The sequence below is a fragment of the Idiomarina xiamenensis 10-D-4 genome, assembly GCF_000299895.1.
Taxonomy (GTDB): domain Bacteria; phylum Pseudomonadota; class Gammaproteobacteria; order Enterobacterales; family Alteromonadaceae; genus Idiomarina; species Idiomarina xiamenensis.
In genome coordinates this window covers 199,194-224,816 of record NZ_AMRG01000001.1, presented here as the reverse complement: position 1 = coordinate 224,816, position 25,623 = coordinate 199,194, and the positions used below count along the sequence as shown (strand labels likewise).

Here is a 25,623-nt window from a genome sequence, read left to right as displayed (position 1 = left end):
GAAATTCGTGTCGACTTACTGTTCAAGCGCACGGTATTTTTCGCGCAGGTGGTTACGTACCCCTATCGCGGTTAAGTTTAGGCCAATAATGACCGTGACCAACAGGAATGAGGTTGCATAAACCAGTGGTCGTGCTGCTTCGACGTTGGGGCTCTGAAAGCCGACATCGTAGATATGAAAGCCTAAATGCATAAATTTACGGTCTAGATGGAAGTACGGGAAGTTACCGTCTACCGGTAACATCGGCGCCGACTTCACCACTCCCACCAACATCAGTGGTGCCACTTCGCCAGCGGCACGGGCGACCGCTAAAATCAAACCGGTCATAATGGCCGGCGACGCCATTGGCACGATAATACGCCAGATGGTTTCAGCTTTGGTCGCACCTAACGCTAAGCTACCCTCGCGCACCGAGCTAGGAATACGCGATAAACCTTCCTCGGTCGAAACAATCACTACCGGCAGGGTCAAGATGGCAAGTGTTAGCGCCGACCATAATACGCCCGGTGTACCAAAGGTTGGGCTGGGTAACGCTTCGGGATAAAACAGCTGATCTAACGAGCCACCGACCATATAGACAAAGAAACCTAAACCGAACACGCCATACACAATCGACGGCACACCGGCTAAGTTGATGACGGCAATACGAATAATTTTAGTCACCGCGTTGCGTTTGGCATATTCGTGCAGATAAATCGCGGCAATCACACCAAACGGGGTCACGATAATCGACATCAACAGCACCATAAAAACGGTGCCGAAAATGGCCGGGAATACGCCACCCTCGGTGTTCGCTTCGCGCGGATCTTGGCTAACAAATTTACCAATTTGTGCAAAAAAGTGTCCGGTCTTTTCAAACACATTCATGTCATTTGGAAAGTTGGCGTCCAACACCCGGTACATCGGAATGCGCACTTGTTCGCCGCGCATGTCACGCATCACCACCGCATCACGACGCGCTTGCTCACGAAAATCAAACAGATGCTTTTCGACCTCACGGTATTGTTCGCGCAAGGCCGCTTGTTGCTCAGCAATGCGCTGTTCGGCAGTGGCGTCTAACTCGCCCTTTAACTCCAGCGAGCGCCGCTCAAGACGCAATTCGTTGAGCTGATAGTTGATGTGATTGATCTCGCCTTCTTCAAGCTCTGTGGCTTGTTCATTGAGCGCCACCGCACGTTCGATGCGTTCAAATAAAAGGCTTCTTAACTGGGCCGGATCATCGACTACGGATTCGCCATTTTCTAGTACATCGGTCACGTAGCCATAAAAATTACCGTCCTTGCTGCGCTCTAACACTGCCAGATCTGCCGGCTGTTGGTCGGCGCTAATCGATGTCTCTAGTACCCAAGTAAAATCCAACGGCACAAACTCACGGTTACCGATTTTCACCAAGTAACGCTCGACCGTCAGGTGCTCGTAGTTTTCTAAAAATACGCCGGATTCTTCTAACCGCGTGACCGGGATTTCCTCGCTGTCGTATACCTCGCCGATCAGCGTACGTTGGCTACCATCGGCAGCCGTTACTTGAAATTCGTGAATAGCCGCAGGCCAAAAGAATGATAGCCCGCGCCAGCCGATCAACAACAGCAATCCCAGCACCGCAATCAAACTGACACTCACTGCGCCTGCTGTTAACCAAATCCATGGCTTGCCGGTTTTAAACCACTTATTCATGTTTAACCTCTCGCCGTTTACATGGAACTGTATTTGTCGCGCAGGCGTTGGCGCACAAATTCAGCTGCTGTGTTGAAGATGAAAGTGAAGATAAACAGCACGAAGGCCGCCAAGAACAGGATGCGATAATGTGAACTGCCGACTTCCGATTCAGGCATTTCAACCGCTATGTTGGCCGACAAGGTGCGCATTCCCTCAAAAATATTCCAATCCATGATCGGCGTGTTACCGGTCGCCATTAATACAATCATGGTTTCGCCGACGGCGCGCCCCAAGCCCATCATAATGGCCGAGAAAATCCCTGGACTGGCGGTTAACAACACCACTCGCGTGAGCGTCTGCCAAGGCGTAGCGCCTAACGCCAACGAGCCCTGAGTTAAATGCTTCGGCACACTAAAGACGGCATCTTCGGCAATCGAGAAAATGGTCGGGATCACGGCAAATCCCATGGCAATACCGACCACCAACGAGTTGCGTTGATCAAAGGTGATGCCCAGTTCATTGGTGAGGTAACCACGCACGTTGCCATCAAACAGCCAGTCCTCGATCAGCGGGCTCATGCCAAAGGCAAAGTAGCCAACCAGCAAAATAATTGGCATCAGTAGCAAGGCCGCACGACCATCGCTCACTTTACTGCGGATATGGGTCGGCAAGCGGCTCCAGATAAATGCGGTGGCAATGATGGCTAACGGCACCAACACCAGAACCGCCATCATTCCCGGCAGATATTGTTCGACCAAGGGCGCTAACCAGAGCCCCGCCAAAAAGCCCAAGATAACGGTCGGTAAGGCTTCCATGATTTCAACCGTGGGCTTAACCGCTTTACGCACCGACGGCGACATAAAGTAGGCTGTGTAAACTGCGGCGGCCAAGCCGATAGGTACAGCAAATAACATGGCGTAGGCAGCCGCTTTGATGGTACCAAACGAAATGGGTACTAAACTGAACTTGGGTTCAAAGTCATCGGAGCCGGAGGTCGACTGCCAAGTATATTGCGGCTCGGGATAGCCCTCGTACCAGACCTCATGCCATAAACCGCTCCAAGTCACCTCGGGATGTTCGTTATCGACGTCAAACAGATGCAGACGGCCGTCGCTTAACGCTAGCAAGTGATTAGCACGCGGATCGATAACCGCTTGCTGTACCGCCACACCGGCTGGACGTTGATGATACAAATCAGCCTCGGAGGTGGTGTGGAAGATATTCAGTTCACCATCGGCGGCCACGCTGTAAAATGTGCGTCGATAGTATTCCACCACCAGCGCTTTAACCGCACTGTTACCGCTATCAAAGCTACGAATAAACTGATAATTCCGGCCTTCATCAGAAGCCACCTGAAACCATTGTGAGATCTTACCGCTGTCGTGACCAATGATAATCGAGGACGCCCCAGCCAATAACTCCACGGTAGTGATTTTACCCATGGCTTTATTGTCTGAAATGAGCAACTGACGTTCGCTGACATTACCATCGCTGCTAACATCATAAACGTGAATACGCTCACCACGACGCACCATCAACTGGCGTAGGTCGGGTGTCATTTCCAGCTCGTCAATGACACCGTTAAAGGGAATTTGCTGATAGCTCGCCTCAAGCGTGACGGCACCGGTTAAAAAGTCTTCATTGGCATTAAAACGGGTCAGCAGTAAATCGCCTGCCGCGGTCACCGCAGCGAACTGCATGGTGGCGTCGTCATACTCATAGACGAGCTGGTTTAACTGGCGTTGCTGCTGGTCAATCAATAACGGTTGGCCGTCGTTCAGCACCTCGACATAAGGTTCAATTAAGCGCTCATTGTTAGGAAAGCTAACACTAAACTTTGGCTGTACGATCAGTGCTCGACCACCGCTCATCGCGTAAACATAGCGATTATTGACCGGCAGCGTCGCGTCAAAGGCAGTAATGTCAGCCGCATCGAGCAATTGCTGTTGTAACAGTACCTGCCCCGCCTGACGTTGCTGCGAGGGTTTATCCTGAACCGCAAAAAAGGTCACCAGCCCTTGGTCGTCAAAGCGATAACCAATTTCGCCTTGCTCTTCCATGCCCAGTGCCAGCGTTTGGCCTTGGCCTGGCGCCGCAAAATCTGTTAACGGCTCAACCTTGACTGAGCGAAAAATGGGTTCTACGACGTATAATAAGTAGAAGAAAATCATCAGCAGCGCGATTAATACCATGCTACCGCCTAAGGTCACACCCCAGCGGGCCATGCGATCTTTGAGCAAGCGGCTGCGATTTGCTGCTAAGTATTTCGACGAGTTGGAAGCCATGAAATACCTCTAACCATTTTAAAGTTGCCGAAGTATACCGACACTATATGACAGTATTGTTACATGGCTGTCATAAAATATTCACAGAAACGGTGCATGCTAGGGATAACACAGCATAAGGATAAGGTACCGTGACCGAATTGCCTATTTACGCTAAAGAATTAAGTTGGTTAGCCTTTAATGAACGGGTCTTGCAAGAAGCCGCGGATAACGATAACGCGGTCATCGAGCGGGTGCGCTTTTTAGGGATTTTCTCCAATAACTTGGATGAATTCTTTCGGGTTCGGGTGGCCGATGTGCGACGCCGCATTCAATATGCCGCCAGCGATAGCATTCGCGCCTACGAAGAACAGCTATTGCAATCAATTCAAAAGAAAGTGCTGCAATTGCATGAGGACTTTGAGCGCATTCGGTTAGAGGTCTACAGCAGCCTAGCTAAAAAGCACATTTACATACTCGAAGAGCAGCAATTAAGCGAGCGCGATGTCGACTGGTTAAAGGGTTACTTTCGCGACACGCTGCTACGTTACTTAGTGCCGATATTTATCGATACACATACCCATGTTGCCGCCCGCATGGATGAGGATTCAGCCTATCTGTGCATTCAGATCCAGCACCAAGACAATATTCGCTATGCGTTAATTGAAATTCCCACGCATGAATTGTCGCGCTTTGTGCAACTCCCTGCCGAAGGCTCTAAGCGTAAGAAAAAAGTGGTGCTGCTGGATAATATTATCAGCCTGTTTTTGCACGAGATCTTTCGTGGCCTGATTGAGTTTGATGGGTTACAAGCATTTTCCTTAAAAATGACCCGTGATGCCGAGTTCGACGTCAGCGAAGAGATAGACCAGAGTGTACTTGAACAGATGGAAGAAGGCTTGAAGCAACGTATTCAAGCCAAGCCGTTACGTTTTGTTTATGACAAAGCCATGCCCTCGGCGATGCTGCGCTTTTTGGTCAAACGCTTAAACCTCAGCGCCTATGACGCGGTAGTTCCGGGTGGCCGTTATCGTAATTTCCGTGACTTTATTCGGTTTCCCAATGTCGGCCGTAAATCTTTGCAAAATGCACCGCTGCAGGCGCTCGACCACTGGCAGTTTGAAGCCTATCCATCGGTATTCTCGGCCATCGACGCGAATGATATTTTACTCTACTACCCTTATCACAAGTTTCGCCATTTAACCGAAATGGTGCGGCAAGCCGCCTGCGACCCACAAGTCACACATATCCGCTTAGCCATTTATCGTGTGGCAAAGCATTCGCGTATCATCGGCTCGCTGTTAGACGCCGTACACAACGGTAAATCGGTGTCGGTGGTGGTCGAGCTACGAGCCCGTTTCGATGAAGAAAATAACATTGAGTGGGCACGCTTAATGACCGATGCCGGTATTCAGGTGTCGTTTGGTATTCCGAATCTAAAGGTACATAGTAAAATTTGCCTGATCACGCGCAAACAGGACGATGTCGTACGTCAATATGCGGCTATCGGCACCGGTAACTTTCACGAGCATACCGCCAAAGTGTATACCGATTTTACCCTGTTTACCTGTCAGCCGGCTATTACTCAAGAAGTCGAGCAGGTCTTCGATTTTATTGAGCATAGCTACAAACGTTACCGTTTTAGCTCATTATTGGTATCACCGCTGAATCAACGCGAACGACTGCTGGCCTTGATTCAACGTGAACAGCAACATGCTCAGCAACGGCAAACGGCGTGGATAGAAGCCAAGGTCAATAATTTAGTCGATGTGGAACTGATTCAAGCCCTTTATGCCGCCAGTCAAGCGGGTGTTAAAATCAAACTGATAGTGCGAGGCATGTGTGCCTTAGTGCCCGGCATCAAGGGCATTAGCGATAATATAAAAGTGATCAGTATCGTCGATCGTTTTTTAGAACACCCGCGGGTGATGGCCTTTGCTAACGGCGGCCAGCGCGAAGTGTACATCGGTTCAGCGGACTGGATGGCGCGTAACCTCGATCAACGCATTGAGGTCAGCGTGCCGATTAACGACGCCAAACTGCAACAACAAATTATGGATATTCTAGCGTTACATTGGCGCGATACCACCAAGGCCCGGGTGATCGACGCCGAGCAACGTAATCACTATGTGAAGCGTGGGAATAAACGTAAATTACAGTCGCAATTGGCTATTTATGACTATTTAAAGCAGCAAAATCGTGCCAGCGAATAAACCACTGCGCACGTTCTTAGCACCACTTTATCGATGAGGCCAGTGATGACCGATAAGCCTGTAAGCACCGCACCGGAGCATACCGCAAATGAGTCACATCAGACCCAAGCAGCTGAGCAGTTTGCGGCACTGGATTTAGGCTCTAATAGCTTTCACCTGATCACGGCGCGAGTCGTCGATGGTGCCTTACAACCGCTGTTAAAACTCAAACAACCGGTACAACTGGGAGCCGGTATGGACGATAAGCAAAGTTTGAGTCAGCAAGCGATGCAGCGCGGTTTTGAGGCACTGCATATCTGTGCACAGCGATTACAAGGATTTGCCCCAGAGCAGGTGCGCGTGGTCGCTACGCATACGCTACGTAAAGCCAGTAACGGACGTGAGTTCTTACAGCGCGCAGCCACCATTTTGCCCTATCCTATCGAAGTCATTTCAGGTCACGAAGAAGCACGACTGATTTATCAAGGCGTCGCGCAAACGGTCGCCGGTCAAGCGACACGGATGGTCATCGACATTGGCGGCGGCAGTACCGAGTTGATCGTCGGCGACGGCAGCCAAGCGCGTTTTGTCGCTTCTCGCAGTATGGGTTGCGTCAGCTTTACCGAACAATTTTTTGCTAACGGAAAAATTAGCAAGAAGCGTTTTCATAAAGCCGTAGTCGCTGCGCAGCGCGAAGTCGAACCGTTATTATCGCAACTTAACCGTTACGACTGGACTACTGTCATTGGCACCTCCGGCACTATTAAAACCATCGCTGCCGTGGTCAAAGATTGTGGCTGGAGCGAAGGTGGCATTACCCATGCCAGCTTGCTCGAGCTGCAACAATGGCTGCTCACACAGGGTCATGCTGACGCGCTTACTCATAAAGCTATCGCGCCGGAGCGACAATCGGTGATGGCGGCCGGGTGTGCGATTCTGCTCGCCATTTTTAATGAACTCGAACTCGATTATCTCAGCGAACACGATGCCGCTCTCCGTGAAGGTGTGTTGTACGAATTAGCTGCACAACAACTGCAAGGCGATGACGTTCGCCAACGCACCATCGATGCCATCGCCAAGCGTTATCAAGTGGACGAGAATCAAGCCGCACGAGTAGCGATAAGTGCCGATAAACTGTTCCACGGCTGTCAGCACGCGTGGGCCCTAGAGCGACCGATTTGGTATGCCTTACTAAGTTGGGCAGCCAGGTTGCACGAAGTGGGCTTGCATATCAATAGTAGTGGCAAGCATAAGCACTCGGCCTATATTCTTGCACATGCCGACCTACCCGGCTTTAACCGCGAACAACAAGACATTCTAGCCGCTATTGTGCGCTTACAGCGCAAAAAGCTACAACCATCAGCATTACCTAAAACCCGTTTATACCCGCTGCGCCAAGTACAGCGCCTGGTGGCTATCATACGTTTAGCCGTATTGGTTAATCAGGACCGACAGTCAGACCCAGTGATAGCCAAGGTACATGCCGAGCAAGATAATTTAACCCTGCAACTGACTCCCGATCGTCAGCAAGACATGGTATTGCAAGCCGATCTATTGAACGAGCGACAACAGCTAGCCAAACTCAATATCGAATTGCTTTGGGCGTGATCAGCAGCGTGCTTAATCTAAAAAGCCCAGTCCGAGGACTGGGCTTTCGTTATTCAACATCAAATAGACTGCGGTATTAGAAACGGTAGTTTAAACCCACAGTCACCGTGTTCATCGGCGCGGCGTGCAGACGATAATGGCTAACACCTAATTTCACCGCCCAATGCGAGTTAACCTGATAGCGAGTGAAGGTCTCTAACACCATCACCGTATCGTCGTTTTCCAGCATCTGTACTGTTCGCCCTTGACGGAAATCACTATCACTGCGCATGCGCCAAACACCTAAACGCACGCCGGGACGCCATTGTTCGGAATCGGTAAATGGCGTCAGCAGCAAGCTCAGCTCTGGACCTTTACCTGATACCGGCCAAACATCTTTCAGGCTATCAGTATCAACATCTTCGGGTAAACGAGCAAAGCTGGTGGTGATCTCGTTGGTATCCACCCAAGCTAATTCAAACGCTAGCACCGGGTTGACTTGCCAGCCACCATATAAACGTAGGCCTTGGCGTGATTTATCATCAATGTTCAAACCGCTGTCGGCATAACCTAGGGCGGCTAAATCGGCTTCCACCTGCTCGGCTTTCACGTCGCTATGGATTTGCAATGCCTCTGCGCCTAAGTACCACTCTTGCGCGGCCGCTTGGTGCGTGACACCCAATACTGCCAACGCCATTAACGCCGAACGTTTGAGTGCCTGACGGATCGCGCGAGTCCGCAGTCCTAATAACGCACCTAACAACAGCAACAAGCCGCCACCGATATTACCACCTGAGCGAGTTTCGGCTGGGCGGGTTGGCTCTGGCTCCACCGGCGGCTCTGGTTCAACTTCCGCTTCGACAGCCAGCACACCCGGATCGCGAATACTGCCGTTAACCTGACCGTCGTCGTCGTTCGGACCACCATCTTCGATGAACAAGCGCACACAGCCATGACCCGCACTCAGACCCGGCGTCCAACTGTCAGCCGAGACCACCGGACAACGGCCATTGCTCATTTTCTCCGCACTGTCGATACGGTTCGAGTCATCTTCGACAAAGGTCTGCCATTGGCCATCGATCCACTTGCGCCAGACCGCGCCTTGCGGAATGCTGACACCGCTGACCAAAGGTATCGCCACCGGCACGATATCGCCTGGAGCAGTGATATCGACCACGTTAAAGTTGACCATTGCGCCAAGTTGGTTAAAGCCTTCGTCCTCGCCCAACGACGCGTCATTTAGCACAGTACCAAACTGCTGACTTTGCCATGACTGCTCGGCACTTAACACACCCAAGGTCAGCGTGTACAAGCTCGGCACTTCAATAAAGCCATCTTCATTCTCACCACAAGCACTTGAGCGTGCGCTGCCAACGGCTGCTGGACAGATGGCCAGGCGGTTTAACCGTTCAGCGTTCTGGTCAGCCGCTGTCGGCAAGCCTTTCACCAAGCCCGCACAGTCATTATCCGGACAGCTATCAACCACAGTCAGTGTTATTTCGGCCTGACCGCTACGCTCTGCCGCAGTGGCTTCGACGCTGATCAGGTAGCTGCCGTTGTCGACACTTTGTGGGTCAAAACTAGCGCTGCTTCCTGCGACGCTCAAGTCGATATCCGACTGCCAGCTAAATTCAGCGTCGGCACCACTTTTCAGTGCCGCAGTCAAGGTTACCACGCCGCTGTCACGACTGACGATGCGCGTTTGCTGCTCACTCGCCTGATGACTACTTAGCTGTACCGTTAACGGCAGTGCTTGCTCGGTTAAACGCAAGGTCGTCGTCGCCGGTGAACCAGCGAGGGCTTGCTCAATATCAGCTAGCGTTAACTGCACCTCGGTAGCCGATGCGCTTGCTTGCATACTCAACACTTGCTGTAACGACTGTGGTTCGTCAAAACTTAACGCTAACGGCGACTGACCCAGAGCATCGCGATTCAAGGTCGCGCTGACCGGATATTCAATCGGCTCATCGCTCAACCAAACACCGACATCAACGGTCTGCTCTTGCTGCGCTAGCTGTCGTGACGCGCTAAACGCCAAGTACGGCATGACATCAAAACTCAGTTCTGTGATCTCACCTGAGACTTCATCACGGAAGCGTAAACTATAGCGACCGGTCAGTTCGGCCAAGAAGATAAAACTACCGTCTTCTTGCAGGCTAATCAGCGCTTCAGCCTCGGCACCTTTTAGGCGTGTTTCAACACCACCGCGTAGACGGTCAACCCATTGTAAGGCCTTATCACCGGCACCACCGTTAAGGCGGAAGCCAACCGCTTGCGATCCACCAACCGGACCATCCTGGTCTTTTTCGGCGTCGGTTGAGTCATACACATGAATTATCAGCTCGCAGTCTTCTGTCACGCGTGCCGTGGTAATCGTCATATCTGAGCGTGACGCGGAACAGCTACCGGCCAGTACCACATAGTCTTCAACATCAGCTAAGGTCAGTGTGAAGCTCGCTCTCTCACCTCGCTTAACAGTTTGTGAAGCCGGCGTCACCTGGCCATTACCCTCAACCCGAGCAGTCACCGTCACTTTAGCTGACTCCTGCCATTGAGCAACCACGGTCACGTCATTAGCCGGCATCGTCTCGGGTATCGCCGGCTGCCAACTGACAAAGGTGTGGTCTTCTTTCGTAGGCGTTTGTGGCTTAGCAACCTGAGCACCGAAATCTGCCGTCAGAGGCTCTATAGCGCTACCTCCATCAGTGTCAAACGTAATGGTATATTGGTTAACTTGCCATTGTGCTTTTACCGTTAAGTTTTCAGCTGGCATTGTTGGCGGTAACTGCGGCGTCCAGCCTTTAAATGTATAGCCCTCACGAGTCGGGGCAGTCGGAGCGTTCACCGTAGCACCATAACTGTAGGTTTGGCTTTCGATAGCACTACCACCATCACTATCAAAAGCAATGATATAGCTATTAGCTTGCCACTGTGCGATCGCCGTGACGTCATTGGCAGGCATGGTGCTCGGTAATACCGGACTCCAACCGACAAAGGTATAGCCGAGGCGGGTAGGCGCTACCGGTGCAGTGACAGTCGCACCGTAATCGATGCTTTGCGCCGCAACCGCACTACCACCATTGCTATCAAAGCTCAGCGTGTAGCTATTAACCTGCCATTGTGCAGTCACCGCAACGTCGTTGGCGGGCATCGTGCTCGGTAATGCCGGGCTCCAGCCGGTAAAAGAATAGCCGGTACGAGTAGGCGCCGCGGGAGCAGTGACGGCCGCACCATAATTAACGTTTTGCGCCGCAACCGCGCTACCGCCGTTGCTATCAAAGCTCAGCGTATAGCTATTCACCTGCCACTGCGCCGTTACCGTGACGTCATTGGCTGGCATAGTGCTCGGTAATGCCGGGCTCCAGCCGGTAAAAGTATAACCAGTGCGTGCCGGTACGGTCGGTAAGGGAATCGCTTCGCCAAATTCGACAATTTCAGTTAACGGTGTGCCTGCGCCAAGATTAAAAGTAACAGTATAAGAGTTCTTCTGCCACTGTGCCGTGACACTCAGATCTTCACCCGGCATGGTGCTTGGTAACTCTGGGCTCCAGCCGGTAAAGGTATAACCGGTGCGAGTCGGCGCGGTAGGTGCGGTCACGCTGGCACCATAAGCCACTTCCATATCAGCCACGCTACTGCCGCCCGCACTGTCAAAGCTAATGGTGTAGCTCTTTAATTGCCATTGCGCATACAAGCTAACCGCACTGCTAATCAGCGGTAAATTAGTGGTGTAGTTAGTACCCGAACCGTCACTGGCAGTATTCCAACCCGTGAAGTTGTAATGCTCGCGAGTCGGCTGTGGTAACTTGATAGTCGAACCAGGGAAGTACTTAGTCGCTACGGCTCCAGCACCTTGCTGCTCATCTAAGCTGACACTCACCGTCGGTATTAAACGTGCTAGGTTTTGCGCAGGTTTACCGCCCGCCGAGCTGAATGAACCGGTCAGATAAAGACTATCGTTAGCGGCGTCCAAGCCATTAATTAGCTGATTAACACTCGTGTCTGGTTGTTGGAAAGCACCGTTTTTAAGAACGTATAAACCGCTATCGCTACCTAAGAACAACTCCTGCTTAAACGATTGCAAGGTTTTTCCAGAGCCAACGTCGCTGTCGCCAACATTAGACCATTGACTGCCATCCCAAGCCGCAACGCCGCTGGCACTGACGCTCTCATTCATGCGATAGATATTGCCGGTCACATACAGAACATCGTCGTGTACCGCCATGCTCAGCACCATACCCGTGACGGCATCAAGCTCTAGCGGGTACCACTGCTCGCCATCGAATGCAGCGACTTTAAATAGTAAAAAGCCCTCTGGGTTATAGAAGCGACCGCTAACAACCACTTCACCTTGGTACTCGACAACATCAGTTGGCCCATAGTGAACTTGATAAGGAAAATCAACGCTTAACCATTGACTGCCATCCCAACGAGCCATACCAGTGGCAGACTCGCCACCCGCAGAGCTAAAGTCACCCAAGATCCATAACTCGTCGTTGATCACTTTTACGCGATAAACGGTATTATTCACACCGATCGTTAATGGCTGCCAAGTTTGTCCGTCGCTATCCCAACGCGCCACGTGTGCCACCGCGGAGCTACCACTATGGTCGAATGCTCCGGCCGCATAGAGTTCACCTTGGTAACTCGCGATGGTCGTTACCGTACCGTTAAAACCGTCTCCCATTGCGTGCCATTGCGAGCCGTCCCAACGCGCAATCCGGTTTGCTGCAATACCTGAGATTTCAGTAAAGTCACCACCGACAATGGTATCGCCATCATATTCCGCGACCACCTGTGTCGAACCGTCAAGGAAGGTCGATTGAAAACCTTGCCACTCGCTATCATTGTTCAAGCGCACTAAGTTAACAACGCCATTTTTATCGAGCAGACCGCCCAATAAAATTTCGTTGTCGAACTTAGCGATGCGGTAGATACGAATCACCGTACCGGCGTAAAGCCCCAAACCATCACCAACGGCTTGCCAACTGCTGCCGTCCCAAGCGGCAATACCTAAGCTACTAATGCCGTCGGCCGTTTCAAATTGACCGCCAACGTAAAGCTTATCGTTATCAGCATATAGCGAATAACCCGCATCGGATAAACCGCCACCCACCGCTGACCATGCGCTGCCATCCCATGCGGCTATGTATGGGAGAGCATGACCTCCAGAGCCAGTAAATTGACCGGTTACATAAAGTTTGCCTTGGAACTCAACCGCATCGTTAACGGTGGTATTCAGACCTTCACCCAGACTAGACCATGAGCTACCGTCCCAACGGGTGATGTAGTTATGGTTTTCACCATTGACCATGTAAAAAGAGCCAACGACGATTAAATCGCCATTGTATTCCGATACCGAATTAACGGTACCCTGGTCAGGGCCACCCATCGCATGCCAATTGCTGCCGTCCCAACGCGCAATGCGATTAACGCTAATGCCGCCCGCAGCAGTAAAAATACCGCCGGCTATCAGCTCACCGTTATAAACAGTTAGATCGACCACCGACGAGTTAAGGCCGTCACCGAGCGCTTGCCAATTGTTCCCATCCCAGCTCGCAATACGCAGTACACTCTCGCCGCTGGCAGTAGTAAATGAGCCGCCGACGATCAGTTTGTCATTAAAAACCGTCATCGCATAAACCGCGTTGTTAACACCATCGCCCAATTTTTGCCAACGATAACCGTTCCAACGTGCGATATAATAAACTTGCTCACCAGCAACTTGTGCAAACGTGCCACCGACGTATAAGTCACCCTGATATTCAACCATGGCGCGAACCTGATTGTTCGGCGAGCCACCAGCATCCGGTGCAAACGCTTGCCAGTTAGCGTCACTAAAGGTCGGGTCGATGAGTACTGGATAACGAGCGGCACGGTCGTCGACTTCAATCGTCAGCCGATTGTGAGCCGTGGCACGCATGGTTGCCGCCAGTCGCTGACCATCGGCATCTATAACTTGCAATTTGTGGTAGCTGAGTTCGCGACCGTTTGCCGTGGTCACGTTGACACCCTGCCCCGCACCAGCAACGTTCGCGCCTTGAAAAGCCAAGGTTAGACTCAATGCGCCGTCGCCTTGAGGGCGCTGAGAAATTAAGAAGTCTTGCCGCACACCATGCATCGAACTACTAAAAATTTCGGTCAACTGTTGACGCTTAAGCAACACCCGTTGCGCATCGGTTACCACATGACCGGCGCTTAGTAGCTGCTGTTGTATGCGTCCCAAACTAATTGGGCGAACCGACACCTGCTCGTCAGCTCCCTGTTCGTGCGCCACCGTTAAGGTAGCGCCTTGCGCATCAATCTGAGCCTGCAAACGCTGCATTGGCGAGGCCAGCGAAACCGCCCCGTTAGTCAGCACACGCGGCGCATAATCGCTGTTATCTACAGCAACATCGTTTGTCGCCAGCGCTGATGCGAGCGGTAAACTCGACAATAGTACAAATTTGTACAGCCAAGACTTAACATTAATCATAATCACGACTCAATCCACACAAAGATAACGTGATTATAACACTGTAAATATTCGTAAAGCTTGCTTTTTTTAATGACTTTTTATTGTAAAAAGCAAAAACCTTATAAAATAAAAGGTTAAAACAAATAACCCTTACAAATCAACAGCTAAAATGACGTCAGCATTAAAAAACTGACGTCAAAAGACGTCATAAAAGCGATGGATAAGCTTCATGTTCAGCGCTTGACCATACGCTAGATTGAACCTCTCCTATATGCATTTGTTGCATCAGCCACATACATAATCTTGACTGACCAATACCGCCACCAATGGTGCTGGGTAACTGCCCCGCTAATAACTGTTGATGCCACGGCAAGGTCGCTAAATGCTGTTGTCCACTCAGCGCTAACTGCGCTCTTAAGGCGCTAGCGTCGACCCTGACTCCCATCGACGACAACTCAATAGCGTCATCTAAAACGGGATTCCATAATATAATATCGCCGTTTAGCCCCACCGTGCCGCTACTGTCAGACGTCGACCAATCGTCGTAATCAGGCGCCCGCAAGTCATGTACTTGACCGTCGCTAAGCTTCGCACCAATCCCCATCAACAGCACCGCACCATATTGCCTGGCGACCATTCGCTCACGCTGTTTCGCCGGCAACTGCGGATATTGCTGCTGCAATGCTGCACTGTCGATGAAGGTCAATTGCGGCGGCAATGTCGGTGTTGTTAATTGAAACTGTTCGGCATAGTCCGCAGCGCAAACTTGCAGCGCCGCATAAATGGCAGCCGCCGTCTGCTGCAATGTCGCGCGACTGCGTTGGCTTGGTAAAATCACTTGCTCCCAATCCCATTGGTCGACTTGTACCGAGTGAATCGGACTCAAACGCTCCTCATCGGGACGCAAGGCGCGCATTTGAGTGACGATACCCTCACCAGCAGCAAACTGATAACGCGCTAATAATTGCCGCTTCCATTTCGCTAATGAGTGCACTACTTCATAGTCGGTGGCTAAGGATTTCACCGCAACCTTAACCGCTTGCTCATAGCCCGCTAAACCGTCCTGTACACCATCTCGCGGGTCGGTCAATAGCGGCGCTTGCACCTCTTGCAGTTGTAGTGCCTGACATAAAGCTTCGGTAAAGCGCTGCTTGATAAAGCGAATACGACTTTGGCGTTGGATGAATTCATGTTTCATGTGCGAGTCCTCAGATTTGCCTTGCCCAGATAGATACAACATCGACCAAACCACGGAAATAATCAATAACCACTAGCAAATTACCCTAACAGCAATAATTTTATTGAAATTAATTCGATTTAAATTAGATAATATCTACAAAACCATAAATTAATGGGTGTAAATCGAATGATCGATGATTTAGACAAACAAATCCTAACCGCACTGCAGCAAAACGCGCGACGTTCATACGCCGATTTAGCTAAACAGTTTCGGGTCAGTCCGGCGACCGTACACGTACGCGTTGAGAAAATGCGTCAGCAAGGTGTCATAACGGGCACCGTAGCTACACTCGACAGCCGCAAGCTTGGTTATGACGTGACCTGTTTTATCGGCATTATTTTGAAGAGTGCTGGCGACTACCCGGCGACACTAGCGCGCTTGGAGCAATTACCAGAAGTGCTAGAGGCCTATTATACAACGGGGCAATACAGCATTTTTGTGAAAATCATGGTGCGTTCAATTGACGAATTACAACAATTATTGATCAGTAAGATTCAGGCCATTGATGCGATTCAATCGACGGAGACATTGATTTCGTTGCAACAGCCGATACAACGACAAATTACCCCATAAAAAAACCGGCTCAATTGAGCCGGTCGGTTAACTTAAGAAAAGCTTAGTGGTTGTGTAAGCCCAACCGCTTGAGTTCAGCATCGACCACTGCGCGTGGCAAAGGAATATAACCGTCTTTCTCTACGATTTCTTGTCCCGTTTGCGACAGAATCATTTTCAGGAATTCAGCATCGGCAGGTGCTAGCGGCTTATTGGGGTGCTTATTGACATACACGACCAAGAACCGAGCTAATGGGTATTTACCGGCTAATGCATTTTCTGTGTTGGCGGCGATAAAGGGTTCACCCGCTTTTTGCGCTAACGGTACCGCTCGTACACCTGAAGTCATGTAACCAATACCCGAGTAACCTATCGCGTTCACCGACGTCGATACCGATTGCACCACCGAAGCCGAGCCAGGTTGCTCATTGACATTGGCGCGGAAGTCGCCGTCACACAACGCGGTTTCTTTAAAGTAACCGTAGGTGCCGGAAACCGAGTTACGACCATATAACTGTAAATCGCGATTTGCCCACGCGCCGGTCATATCTAAATCACCCCAGCGATTAACTTGCTGTTGTGCGCCACATTTACGCGTTGATGAGAAAATGGCGTCAACCTGTGGGATCGTTAAGCCTTCAATCGGGTTATCTTTATGTACAAACACCGCCAAGGCGTCAATAGCAACTCGCACCGGCGTTGGCTTGTAACCATGACGCTTTTCGAAAGCTTCAATCTCTTTCGATTTCATCATCCGACTCATCGGACCAAAATTAGCAGTACCTTCGGTCAATGCCGGTGGCGCCGTTGATGAGCCAGCCGCTTGCACCTGAAAGTTAATGCTAGGATACAGACGGGTAAACTCTTCAGACCAAAACGTCATCATGTTAGCCAGCGTATCTGAACCTACCGAAGACAAATTACCGGATAAACCGTTGATAGGCTCATATTTAGGCAGATCGTCAACCGCGTATGCAGAGGTTGCCGTCATTGCGCCTGCTAACACACAGGTGGCGAACAATTTTTTCATCGTCATAAATCACTCCAATACGTACCGATGCGAATTAGCATCTGAGTTTGGTTAACGTTCGCATAGCAGTATAGGTAGCCTGTGTGACACTTTAATGACAACACACACAAAAATGTCACTAATTTGTCATTAACTCGGCTGAAATTCGAAACCAAAAACGGCTACCGACGCCTTCTTTACTACTAACCTGTAGCTGCGAATGATGGTGTTCTAAAGCATGCTTAACGATGGAAAGACCAAGCCCGGTACCACCACTGGCGCTATTGCGGTCGCTATCGACGCGATAGAAACGCTCGGTAAGACGCGGTAAATGCTGCGATGCAATACCCGCACCATTATCACTCACGCTGAGTTCTGCTTGTTGCCCCACTTTACGCCAGTTGACGGTTATCTCTCCGCCCTCTTGCGTGTAATTAATGGCATTACTGACTAAATTGACAATCGCGCTGCGTAGCTCATCTTCGCGGCCATACATATCCAGTTCGGCGATATTAAATAGCAGTTGTTGTTGGCGCTGTTGAGCTAAGGGCTGCATCTCGCTTTGGATTTGTCGCAATAGCTGCGGCATGCCCACTTTACGTTCAAATATATCGCCCCGCGCAGCGCTATCCATACGTGACAATACTAGCAATTGATTGACCAGATTGCGCATTCGTTCACTTTGCCGATACATATCGCCAACCGCTTTCTTTTGTAATGTAGGCGGCATACTGGCCGGCTCATCCATCATTTCCAGATAGCCCTGCAGAACGGTCAGCGGCGTTTTCAGTTCGTGTGAGACGTTGGCGACAAAGTCTTTGCGCATACGCTCTAACTGGCGTAATTGCGTGACATCGCGAGCTATCAGCATAAACTGGTCGTCGGAATAAGGCATGATGCGGATTTCAAGCTCGGCATGTTCGCGTACCGGCGACGGAATAGTTATCGCCTCGCGAAAGTCACCCTTATTGAGGTAACTAACAAATTCAGGGTGGCGAATCAAATTCGATAAGCGTATGCCGGCATCGCTAGGCCAACGCAAACCAAAATGAAACTGTGCCAGCTTATTACTCCATAACAACGAGCCATCGGCACGAAAAACCACCGCGGCATCGGGAATCGCTTCGGAGGCTTCGCGGAAGCGTCGCAGAATACGCGCCAGCGCGCGACGACGATGCTGACTACGCCGTTGCGTACGATAAATACCTTCGTAAATGTAACTCCAACTACCAGGAGCAGAAGGCGGCATGATGGTGCGACTACGCCATAACCAACGGATCAACTTCAGTTTGAAAAAGTAATTCCATACGGTCAGTAGCAGCAGACCGATACTTAGCGCCAGCCACAACTGGTCAAGCAGAGCACCGACCAAAATGAACGGCGCTAAGTAAATCAGTAATCCACGAATTAAAAACAGTGCGGAAAAATTATTATCCATAACTAACGGGCTGAAAAGCGGTAACCCACACCTCGCACCGTTTGAATGAAGCGGTCATGGCCATTATCAGCAATGGCTTTGCGTAAACGACGAATGTGCACATCGACGGTGCGGTCTTCAACATAGACGTTTGTGCCCCACACCTGATCGAGCAACTGCTCACGACTATAAACCCGTTCTTGATGAGTCATAAAAAAGTGCAGCAAACGGAATTCGGTAGGCCCCATATCAACCGGCCGGTCATAAGCCGATACCCGATGTGACACCGGATCAAGCTTTAAACCATCCAATTCTAACGGCTCATCCAACGAGGTCGGTGATACACGACGGAATACCGCTCGCATGCGCGCCATTAATTCTTTTGGCGAAAAAGGCTTGGTAATGTAGTCATCTGCGCCCACCTCAAGACCTTTCACTTTGTCTTCTTCTTCGCCACGGGCAGTCAACATAATAATCGGGATGTTGCGAGTAAACTCTTCGCTCTTCAACTGTTTTGCTAATTGAATACCGGAACCTCCGGGTAACATCCAATCCAGCAGGATCATATCGGGAAACGGCTCGGTTACTTTATCTAAGGCAGTCTGGTAATTGGCCGCTTCAATCGCTTGATACCCGTGCTGCTCCATGACAAAGCTTAACATCTCACGAATTGGCGCTTCATCTTCGACGATAAGTATCTTTCTTGACATGTGTTTTCACCCAGTTCTCTCTGACTATGGCGAATTATGAATTAACTATATGACACTTTTATGAAATTAATACAGTTTTATTAACTTGCTAAGCATTTATTTTAGTTATCCAACGACGCCGTTTAGATAAAGCAGCAACTGATAAACTAAGGGCAATGTTAAAAAGCAAAATAAAATACCGTAGCCGACTAATGCCGCCGATAACGATGGCGCTAAACCAGCCATAATCGCCACCGCGCCAGCAGAGATCATGGGCGGCATGGCGGCCTCGAAAATCGAGACTTGAACTACGACATCATCAAACCCTGTCCATACCAACAGCGCTATCGCCAATAACGGCATCGCCACCAGTTTAAGCAATAAACCAACCAATAACGGATTGCGATCGTGTCGCGCTAAACGGAACTTAAGCTGGAAGCCAACAGCGATCATGATCACCGGCACCAACGTGGCAGCCAAAGTATCGACCATCGACTGCAACACCGGCGTGTAACTGAAGCCGCGCAAACCAAACGCCGCCACTAACGCAATAAAGGGTGGAAAAATCACAATTCGGTGGGTAATTTGCCAAGCACTCGGGCGAGTTTGCTGGTCGCTATAAACAGCGGCAATGATAGTGGCATAAATTGCCAAACCTAAAAATGACCCCAGTTGGTCATAGAGCACGCCATAAGGGAGCGCTTCGGCGCCGTAAAACGCCTCAATCATCGGCAAGCCAAGAAAAGAAGTGTTGCCTAAAGGAATACAAATCAATAACGCACCAGTAGCGCCGCGAGACCAATGAAAACGCTTCGCCAACAATAATATCAACGGCACCACTAACGCTAACAATAGCCAAGGTAATAAAGCCGGGATGATCAACGCTGAAGAAAAAGTTAGCGCGGGAATTTTTTGTAGGACTAAGGCCGGTAACGCGATATAAATCACATACAAATTTAATACTTGACCGGTATTCTGTGGAAATTGTTTAACCCGTTGTAACGCTAGGCCTAGAAGCAAATAAACGGCGATAAAAATTAAATTTTCCAAGACGGTCCCATCCTTACTGAGGCTTTAGCTTAGTTTGCCGCTAAAAAACGATAGCAGCAACGGCTGCGGGTTAGTCAATGTCGACCAAAGTCAAAGATGGTCAAGGCGCACAGAGCCATTAAAAATTGTGGCGAATACCTACTGCAATATAATCTTGGTCCAGATTACTGGTCTCTAAATCGCGTAAACCATACCACGCATAGACCTTGGTATTGTCACCTAAACGGTAATCGACACCAGCCGCCCAAGAGGTATCGGTGCCGTCTTGCTCGTCATAGTCCATCAGTTGCGCTTGTAGTTTTAGCGTCAACTGACCAAACGGCTGTGCCGCACTGACAACAAAGCCGTCCGCCTTATCGCCACCATCGCTCAGTTCCTGCGCCTGGTACATAAGGCCTAGCACCGTGTTCGACCACTTTGTCGAGAGCGCCGCCCGCACAACATCATAACCATCGACATCACGGTCAACGGCAACACCAGCGTACCATGCCGTGTCACGCAAATACTCGTCACCATAAGCCAAGCTCAATGATAGGCCATCGTCGGTTTCATCTTCTTCGCTCAAAATATAAGAAAGGCCTACGCGCCATTGTTGCCACTTCGGTGAATAATAGGTGAGTGTATCGCTGGTACGGTTTTCACCCTCCCATAACGCTTTAATATCCATCTCATAATCGCTAAATTGGTCAATCGTGCCTTGTAGATCTTTTAACACGGTATCGCGACGCCCCAGCATCACTTGACCAAAAGCGCCACCTAAACCGATGTATTGGTTACGTGAGGTGATGTTGTCATCACCGCCCAAATCGGCAACATCCACTTGCCACTCTAAGCGATAAAAAACCTCTAGCTCGTGCTCTAACGCTTGACTACCCTTAACGCCGAAACGCGATGAGTTAGAAACCATCTCCGAATCACTGCTGACGCCATCGTCATTACGCTGTAATGAGACATCGACGCGGCCGTATACGTCAAGCAGCTCCGAGCCTAATGAAGGAAAACTCAGCGTTGCCAGCATAGCCAAGCTCAGCTTAGCCGAAGATGAAATCGCGTTCATAAATGTACCTATTCGCAGTCAGTTGAACAATAAAGCGGCAGTTTATAACAGTTTTATGACAGAATGATGACTGTATGACTTTTTTATGTCGCTTATGCAAACTATTTATGTCTGACGTATTTCAGTTTTATTGCGATGCTCTTTTGACTGATATTCTTTCACGCAAAAAAAAGCCACTGACCGTGGCCAGTGGCTATGGATGATAGAGCGGTTATGAAAAATTAGAAAGCAAAACTCATGACGATAGTTCTGCCAACACCTGTGCCTGACGCTGCTCGCTTTGTGTGTATTTTTGCCATTGCGCGGCCATTTGTGCGCTGGCGTCGTATTGTTTAGCCTGTTCAAAAGCCACCAACGCCTGTTCATATTGCTTTAATTGCAAGCGTGCCATGCCAATTGCCACATGCATATTTCCGGCTTTCTTTAAGCCCCCTTTGGCTAACGCTTGCTCAGCAGCACGAATAGCGGCTTGATACTGTTGATCATTTAGCAAAACTTGCGCAAGTTGCGCGTATAACTCGCCATCTTCGGCTAATGGCGCAGCTTTTTGCAAGGTTGCCACCGCCTTTTCGGTTTCTTTCGCCAACACCCAGCTTTGCGCCAACAGTTTTAAATTGCGCAAGTTTTCTTCAATTGCCCCGCTTTGCATGCCTGCAGCTAACACTTGTGCCGATTTATAAGGTACGTTGTTTAAGTAATATAACTGCGCCAAGTTAACCTTATCAGCAGCCTTTTCTAAAAAGCCCATTTGGTAAGCGGTTTCTAACATAGCCAGTTGCTTTTGTTCTTGCCCCAACTGACCGTACATACCGGCTAATTGCACCCAATATTCAGGCTTATTAAACAAACGCACCATTTTTTCTAACACCCGCGCCACTTGTTGCGGCTGCTCTAATTCAAAATAGATGGCACGTTGCAAAATCAACCAGTTTTCATCGGGACGATCAGCTTTATCCTCAGCAATTTTAATCGCCTGATTTATCGGCACCAAGGCTTCATCAAATCGTTTTGCTTGATACAACGCTTGCGCCCGTAACACCAACGCTTTACTTTGCGGCTCGTCGCTATTGGCTTGCCAACGCTCAAGGTAACTCAATACCTGCTGGTACGAGCCTTGCTGCATCGATAGTTGCGCCAAGCTGAACAAGGTATTCTGACGCAAGGGCTGGGGAATCGGTTGCTCGTCAACGACCTGATCAAAATAACGAATTGCATCGTCAATACGCTCTTGCTCGTAATACATAAACCCGTAGAAGTTCCAGAGCATGGCACGTTCATAGCTGTTCATCGAGTCAAGCTTGCCCTCGACGTTTTTCAATACCGCCAAGCCACCTTGCAGATCACCGTTATCAGCCATTTCCTGAGCGCGGGCTAATTGGCTATAAACCGCTTCTCGCAGCGCCGGCACACGCTCAGTCTGTTGTGCGTTAACGGCTGCAGAAGACAGCATGGTCAACAATAACAACAGCATCACTGCATTTTGTTTAAACCCGTTCATGGTTGTTCTCCTAACCGCTCATCTCGAAAGTAATACGGTTCTGTACACCTTGTACTTCAACCGCTTCACCATCGATGACCCGTGGTTTATATTTGAACTTCAGCACCGCATCCAGCGCCGCTTGATCAAAAATATCTTGCGGCTGCGCTTCGATAACACGGGGTGCACGCACCGTACCTTGCTTAGTCACGATAAATTCAACTACCACATAACCTTCAATGCCGCGCTGCAACGCACGTCGCGGATAAACCGCTTGCACTTTTACGATAGGTAAGTACTCACCATCGCTACTATCGAGTCCTAATCCACCACTTAAGCCAGCATCGGCACCAACATCGGCACTAAAGCTAAAACTATTGGCGGCCTCGTTATCGACCTGCGAGTCCATTTGCGGCTGCGGCATATCTGGCGGTGGCTGCTCGGGTTCAGGTGGTCGCTCAGGCTTACGTTGCTTTTCCTGCACCTGTTCTTGTTGTTTAACCCGGACAAAGTCCAACACGCTGCCGCGAGGCGGATCGCTCAACGCACCATCACCGCTACTGATCAAGGACTGCATCAAGAAGAACAACACCAGTGTGATCACCGCCGCTGCTAATAACGCCCCTAGCACTCGTAACATGACTTACTCTTCTTGTGTGGCTATCGAGACATCAAACACGCCCGCTGCTCGCGACGCGTCCATGACTTTGATCAAGGTTTCAGTGTTCGCCATTTTATCGGCCTGAATCACCACCGAACCCTGCGGATTCTCGGCATACAAACGTTCGATGTTGGCTTGCACCGCGCGGATATCGACTTGTCGCTTGTTGATCCATACCTGATTACTTTCACTAATGGCAACCAAGATATTGGCACGATCCTTTTGCACCGCGGTACTGGCTTCTGGCCGGTTGACATCGATACCCGCTTCTTTGACAAACGACGCCGTAACAATAAAGAAGATCAGCATGATAAAGACCACGTCCAACATGGGCGTCATGTCGATACTGGCTTCTTCTTCTTCAATTAAATTGGCAAAATGCTGTTTCATAACCCACGCCTCTAGTTGTGGTCCATTAACAAACGGTCTTCGAGTTTCAAACGCTCACGACGTGCAGTGCGTTTAAGCCAAGTGGCAGCCATCACTCCCGACAACGCGCCCACCATGCCAGCCATGGTTGGAATGGTTGCCTTAGAAACGCCCGACGCCATTGAGCGAGCGCTACCCGTACCGGTTATCGCCATCACATCAAAGACTTCGATCATGCCAGTCACGGTGCCCATCAAACCCAGCAATGGACACAGCGCAACTAAGGCTTGGATAATGGCTAGATTACCACCTAGCTTTAAACTCACCCGCGAGATCCACGCTTGGCGAATTTGTTCGGCATTCCAGGAGCGCCTGTCGGCGCGCGCTAGCCACTGTTGCAAGATCTGCTTTTTCAGTTGCCGATGACCTTTTAGGTAATAAAAAATACGCTCAAGTATCATCAGCCACATCACGAAAATGAGAATACCGATGACCAGCAGCACGACGCCGCCGGTCTCGATAAAATCACGAATTGCGTTGATAAACTCGGCTAGGAATAACACGTCGCTTAGCTCCGCTCTGAGCGCTCGGCGATAATGCCCGACGCTTGTTCTTGTAACACGTGCACTAAGTTCTTACTGCGCGTATTCAGGGTGGCAAATAACAACGTCATCGGAATCGCCACCACCAGACCCAGTACGGTTGTCACCAACGCTTGCGAAATACCGCCAGCCATCAATTTCGGGTCGCCGGTACCGAACAGCGTGATCGCTTGGAAAGTCACGATCATGCCGGTCACCGTACCAAGTAGCCCCATTAACGGCGCGACCACCGAGATGATCTTAATAAAGGTCAAATTGCGAGTTAACTTAGGCACTTCGCGCAAAATGGCTTCGCTTAGCTTTAATTCAAGCGTTTCGGTGTCTGCCTCGGGGTTGTTATCTTTCACCTGCATAACCCGACCCAGTGGGTTGTCGTTACGCGCGCTGGTTTGTTTTAATTGACGTTTGACCTTAGCGCCAACCAATAACAACGAAATAAAACGTTCCAGCGCAAACAATAAGCCAATGGCCCCTAATGCTAAGATCACGTAACCCACAGCGCCGCCCTGCTCAACACGTTCAGATAGGCTCGGCGCCTGCACCAACAAGCCCAAAATAGAACCGCCAGTCGGGTCTAAACCAAACTCGACCACGCCACCGTTGGCTGCTTCAATAGCTTCAGCGCTGGCCAAATAACGACCGCTCGGCTGCCGCACTAACTCCACTACCGAGCCAGTGGTTGGCAGGTATTCCAAATATTTGCCATCGGCGACCAAGTTGAAGGCACCGACACGCACCACCTCGTCGTTGTCCTTCTCACCGTCGGCCTCGGTCACTTGCGTCTCGAAGCGCGCGACTTTGCCGGACTCTGTCATTTCTTTTTGCAGGGCAAACCACACTTGCTCGATTTCTTCGATCGATGCCAGTTTTGAGCTAGACCCCATTTTTTCAGCGAGCTGCGTTAATTGCTCGCTACGTCCGGGGTATTGCGCCGAAATCACCGAGTTTTGGAACTGACTAGCCGCATCGTTGGCGACTTGCTGGAGCACACCAAACAGTTCTTTTAGTGACCCCATGCGCTGCGTCAACGTGTCGCTTAAACCGGCTAAGTCGGTCTCGTTGTTTTCAAAACGCGTCTCCAACTGTTCGGCACGCTGTTCTAACCGCGTGCGCTCGGCAATGGCGTCGCGTAATAACTGCTGCTGTTGCGCCGCCTGCGCGCGAAACGCTTGTTCACGTTCTTTATTTTGCTGCGACTGGGCGAACTGGCCTTGCTCAAGTTGTTGCAGCAGCTGGTCCAAGTTAACCGGTTCTTGTAATGGCGCCGCAACAGTGGCTACTGAGGCCACTATTAAGCTCATTGCAGCGCTCGTTTTAAGGATTGATTTAAACATCTGCAAGGCT

17 protein-coding genes are annotated in these 25,623 nt (G+C 50.2%); 3 read left to right on the top strand and 14 right to left on the bottom strand.

Features of this window, described 5'->3' with window-relative positions:
• Window positions 1-15 precede the first annotated feature (15 nt).
• The gene (gene pstA / locus A10D4_RS00975) at window positions 16-1,674 is read right to left on the bottom strand and encodes a phosphate ABC transporter permease PstA (RefSeq protein WP_008487143.1); all 1,659 of its coding nucleotides are present in this window, start codon (window positions 1,672-1,674) and stop codon (window positions 16-18) included.
• A 17-nt stretch (window positions 1,675-1,691) separates the two neighbouring features.
• Window positions 1,692-3,941, bottom strand: coding sequence for an ABC transporter permease subunit (locus A10D4_RS00970; RefSeq protein WP_008487142.1), 2,250 nt, complete (start codon window positions 3,939-3,941; stop codon window positions 1,692-1,694).
• Between the two features lie 131 nt (window positions 3,942-4,072).
• On the opposite strand from A10D4_RS00970, the gene ppk1 reads away from it, so the two are divergent.
• Window positions 4,073-6,133, top strand: a complete 2,061-nt coding sequence (ppk1, locus tag A10D4_RS00965) for a polyphosphate kinase 1 (RefSeq protein ID WP_008487141.1) — start codon at window positions 4,073-4,075, stop codon at window positions 6,131-6,133.
• A 45-nt stretch (window positions 6,134-6,178) separates the two neighbouring features.
• On the top strand, window positions 6,179-7,720 hold the full coding sequence (gene ppx, locus A10D4_RS00960) for an exopolyphosphatase (protein ID WP_008487140.1): 1,542 nt from the start codon (window positions 6,179-6,181) through the stop codon (window positions 7,718-7,720).
• Window positions 7,721-7,796: 76 nt separating this feature from the next.
• On the opposite strand, the gene A10D4_RS00955 is transcribed toward ppx, so the two are convergent.
• Window positions 7,797-14,174 (bottom strand): InlB B-repeat-containing protein, encoded by a 6,378-nt coding sequence (locus tag A10D4_RS00955; protein WP_008487139.1) that lies wholly within the window; start codon window positions 14,172-14,174, stop codon window positions 7,797-7,799.
• A 187-nt stretch (window positions 14,175-14,361) separates the two neighbouring features.
• The gene (gene asnA / locus A10D4_RS00950) at window positions 14,362-15,354 is read right to left on the bottom strand and encodes an aspartate--ammonia ligase (RefSeq protein ID WP_008487138.1); all 993 of its coding nucleotides are present in this window, start codon (window positions 15,352-15,354) and stop codon (window positions 14,362-14,364) included.
• Between the two features lie 168 nt (window positions 15,355-15,522).
• On the opposite strand from asnA, the gene asnC reads away from it, so the two are divergent.
• Window positions 15,523-15,969 (top strand): transcriptional regulator AsnC, encoded by a 447-nt coding sequence (gene asnC / locus A10D4_RS00945; RefSeq protein ID WP_008487137.1) that lies wholly within the window; start codon window positions 15,523-15,525, stop codon window positions 15,967-15,969.
• A 43-nt stretch (window positions 15,970-16,012) separates the two neighbouring features.
• Here asnC and A10D4_RS00940 read toward each other — a convergent pair whose 3' ends face one another.
• The 10 genes from A10D4_RS00940 to A10D4_RS00895 form a co-directional block, all read right to left on the bottom strand.
• A complete protein-coding gene (locus A10D4_RS00940) occupies window positions 16,013-16,984 on the bottom strand; it encodes a PstS family phosphate ABC transporter substrate-binding protein (RefSeq protein WP_008487135.1) in 972 nt (323 codons plus the stop codon).
• Window positions 16,985-17,096: 112 nt separating this feature from the next.
• The gene (gene phoR / locus A10D4_RS00935) at window positions 17,097-18,395 is read right to left on the bottom strand and encodes a phosphate regulon sensor histidine kinase PhoR (RefSeq protein ID WP_008487134.1); all 1,299 of its coding nucleotides are present in this window, start codon (window positions 18,393-18,395) and stop codon (window positions 17,097-17,099) included.
• 2 nt (window positions 18,396-18,397) lie between these two features.
• Window positions 18,398-19,084 (bottom strand): phosphate regulon transcriptional regulator PhoB, encoded by a 687-nt coding sequence (gene phoB, locus A10D4_RS00930; RefSeq protein ID WP_008487133.1) that lies wholly within the window; start codon window positions 19,082-19,084, stop codon window positions 18,398-18,400.
• A 105-nt stretch (window positions 19,085-19,189) separates the two neighbouring features.
• The gene (locus A10D4_RS00925) at window positions 19,190-20,113 is read right to left on the bottom strand and encodes an AEC family transporter (RefSeq protein WP_008487132.1); all 924 of its coding nucleotides are present in this window, start codon (window positions 20,111-20,113) and stop codon (window positions 19,190-19,192) included.
• A gap of 118 nt (window positions 20,114-20,231) precedes the next feature.
• Window positions 20,232-21,170, bottom strand: coding sequence for a porin (locus tag A10D4_RS00920; protein WP_008487131.1), 939 nt, complete (start codon window positions 21,168-21,170; stop codon window positions 20,232-20,234).
• Between the two features lie 235 nt (window positions 21,171-21,405).
• A complete protein-coding gene (locus A10D4_RS00915; RefSeq protein WP_008487130.1) occupies window positions 21,406-22,668 on the bottom strand; it encodes a tetratricopeptide repeat protein in 1,263 nt (420 codons plus the stop codon).
• A 10-nt stretch (window positions 22,669-22,678) separates the two neighbouring features.
• The gene (locus tag A10D4_RS00910) at window positions 22,679-23,287 is read right to left on the bottom strand and encodes an energy transducer TonB (RefSeq protein WP_008487129.1); all 609 of its coding nucleotides are present in this window, start codon (window positions 23,285-23,287) and stop codon (window positions 22,679-22,681) included.
• 3 nt (window positions 23,288-23,290) lie between these two features.
• Window positions 23,291-23,698, bottom strand: a complete 408-nt coding sequence (locus tag A10D4_RS00905; RefSeq protein WP_008487128.1) for an ExbD/TolR family protein — start codon at window positions 23,696-23,698, stop codon at window positions 23,291-23,293.
• An 11-nt stretch (window positions 23,699-23,709) separates the two neighbouring features.
• Window positions 23,710-24,240, bottom strand: a complete 531-nt coding sequence (locus tag A10D4_RS00900) for a MotA/TolQ/ExbB proton channel family protein (protein WP_008487126.1) — start codon at window positions 24,238-24,240, stop codon at window positions 23,710-23,712.
• 5 nt (window positions 24,241-24,245) lie between these two features.
• Window positions 24,246-25,613 (bottom strand): MotA/TolQ/ExbB proton channel family protein, encoded by a 1,368-nt coding sequence (locus tag A10D4_RS00895; RefSeq protein ID WP_008487124.1) that lies wholly within the window; start codon window positions 25,611-25,613, stop codon window positions 24,246-24,248.
• Window positions 25,614-25,623: the final 10 nt, after the last annotated feature.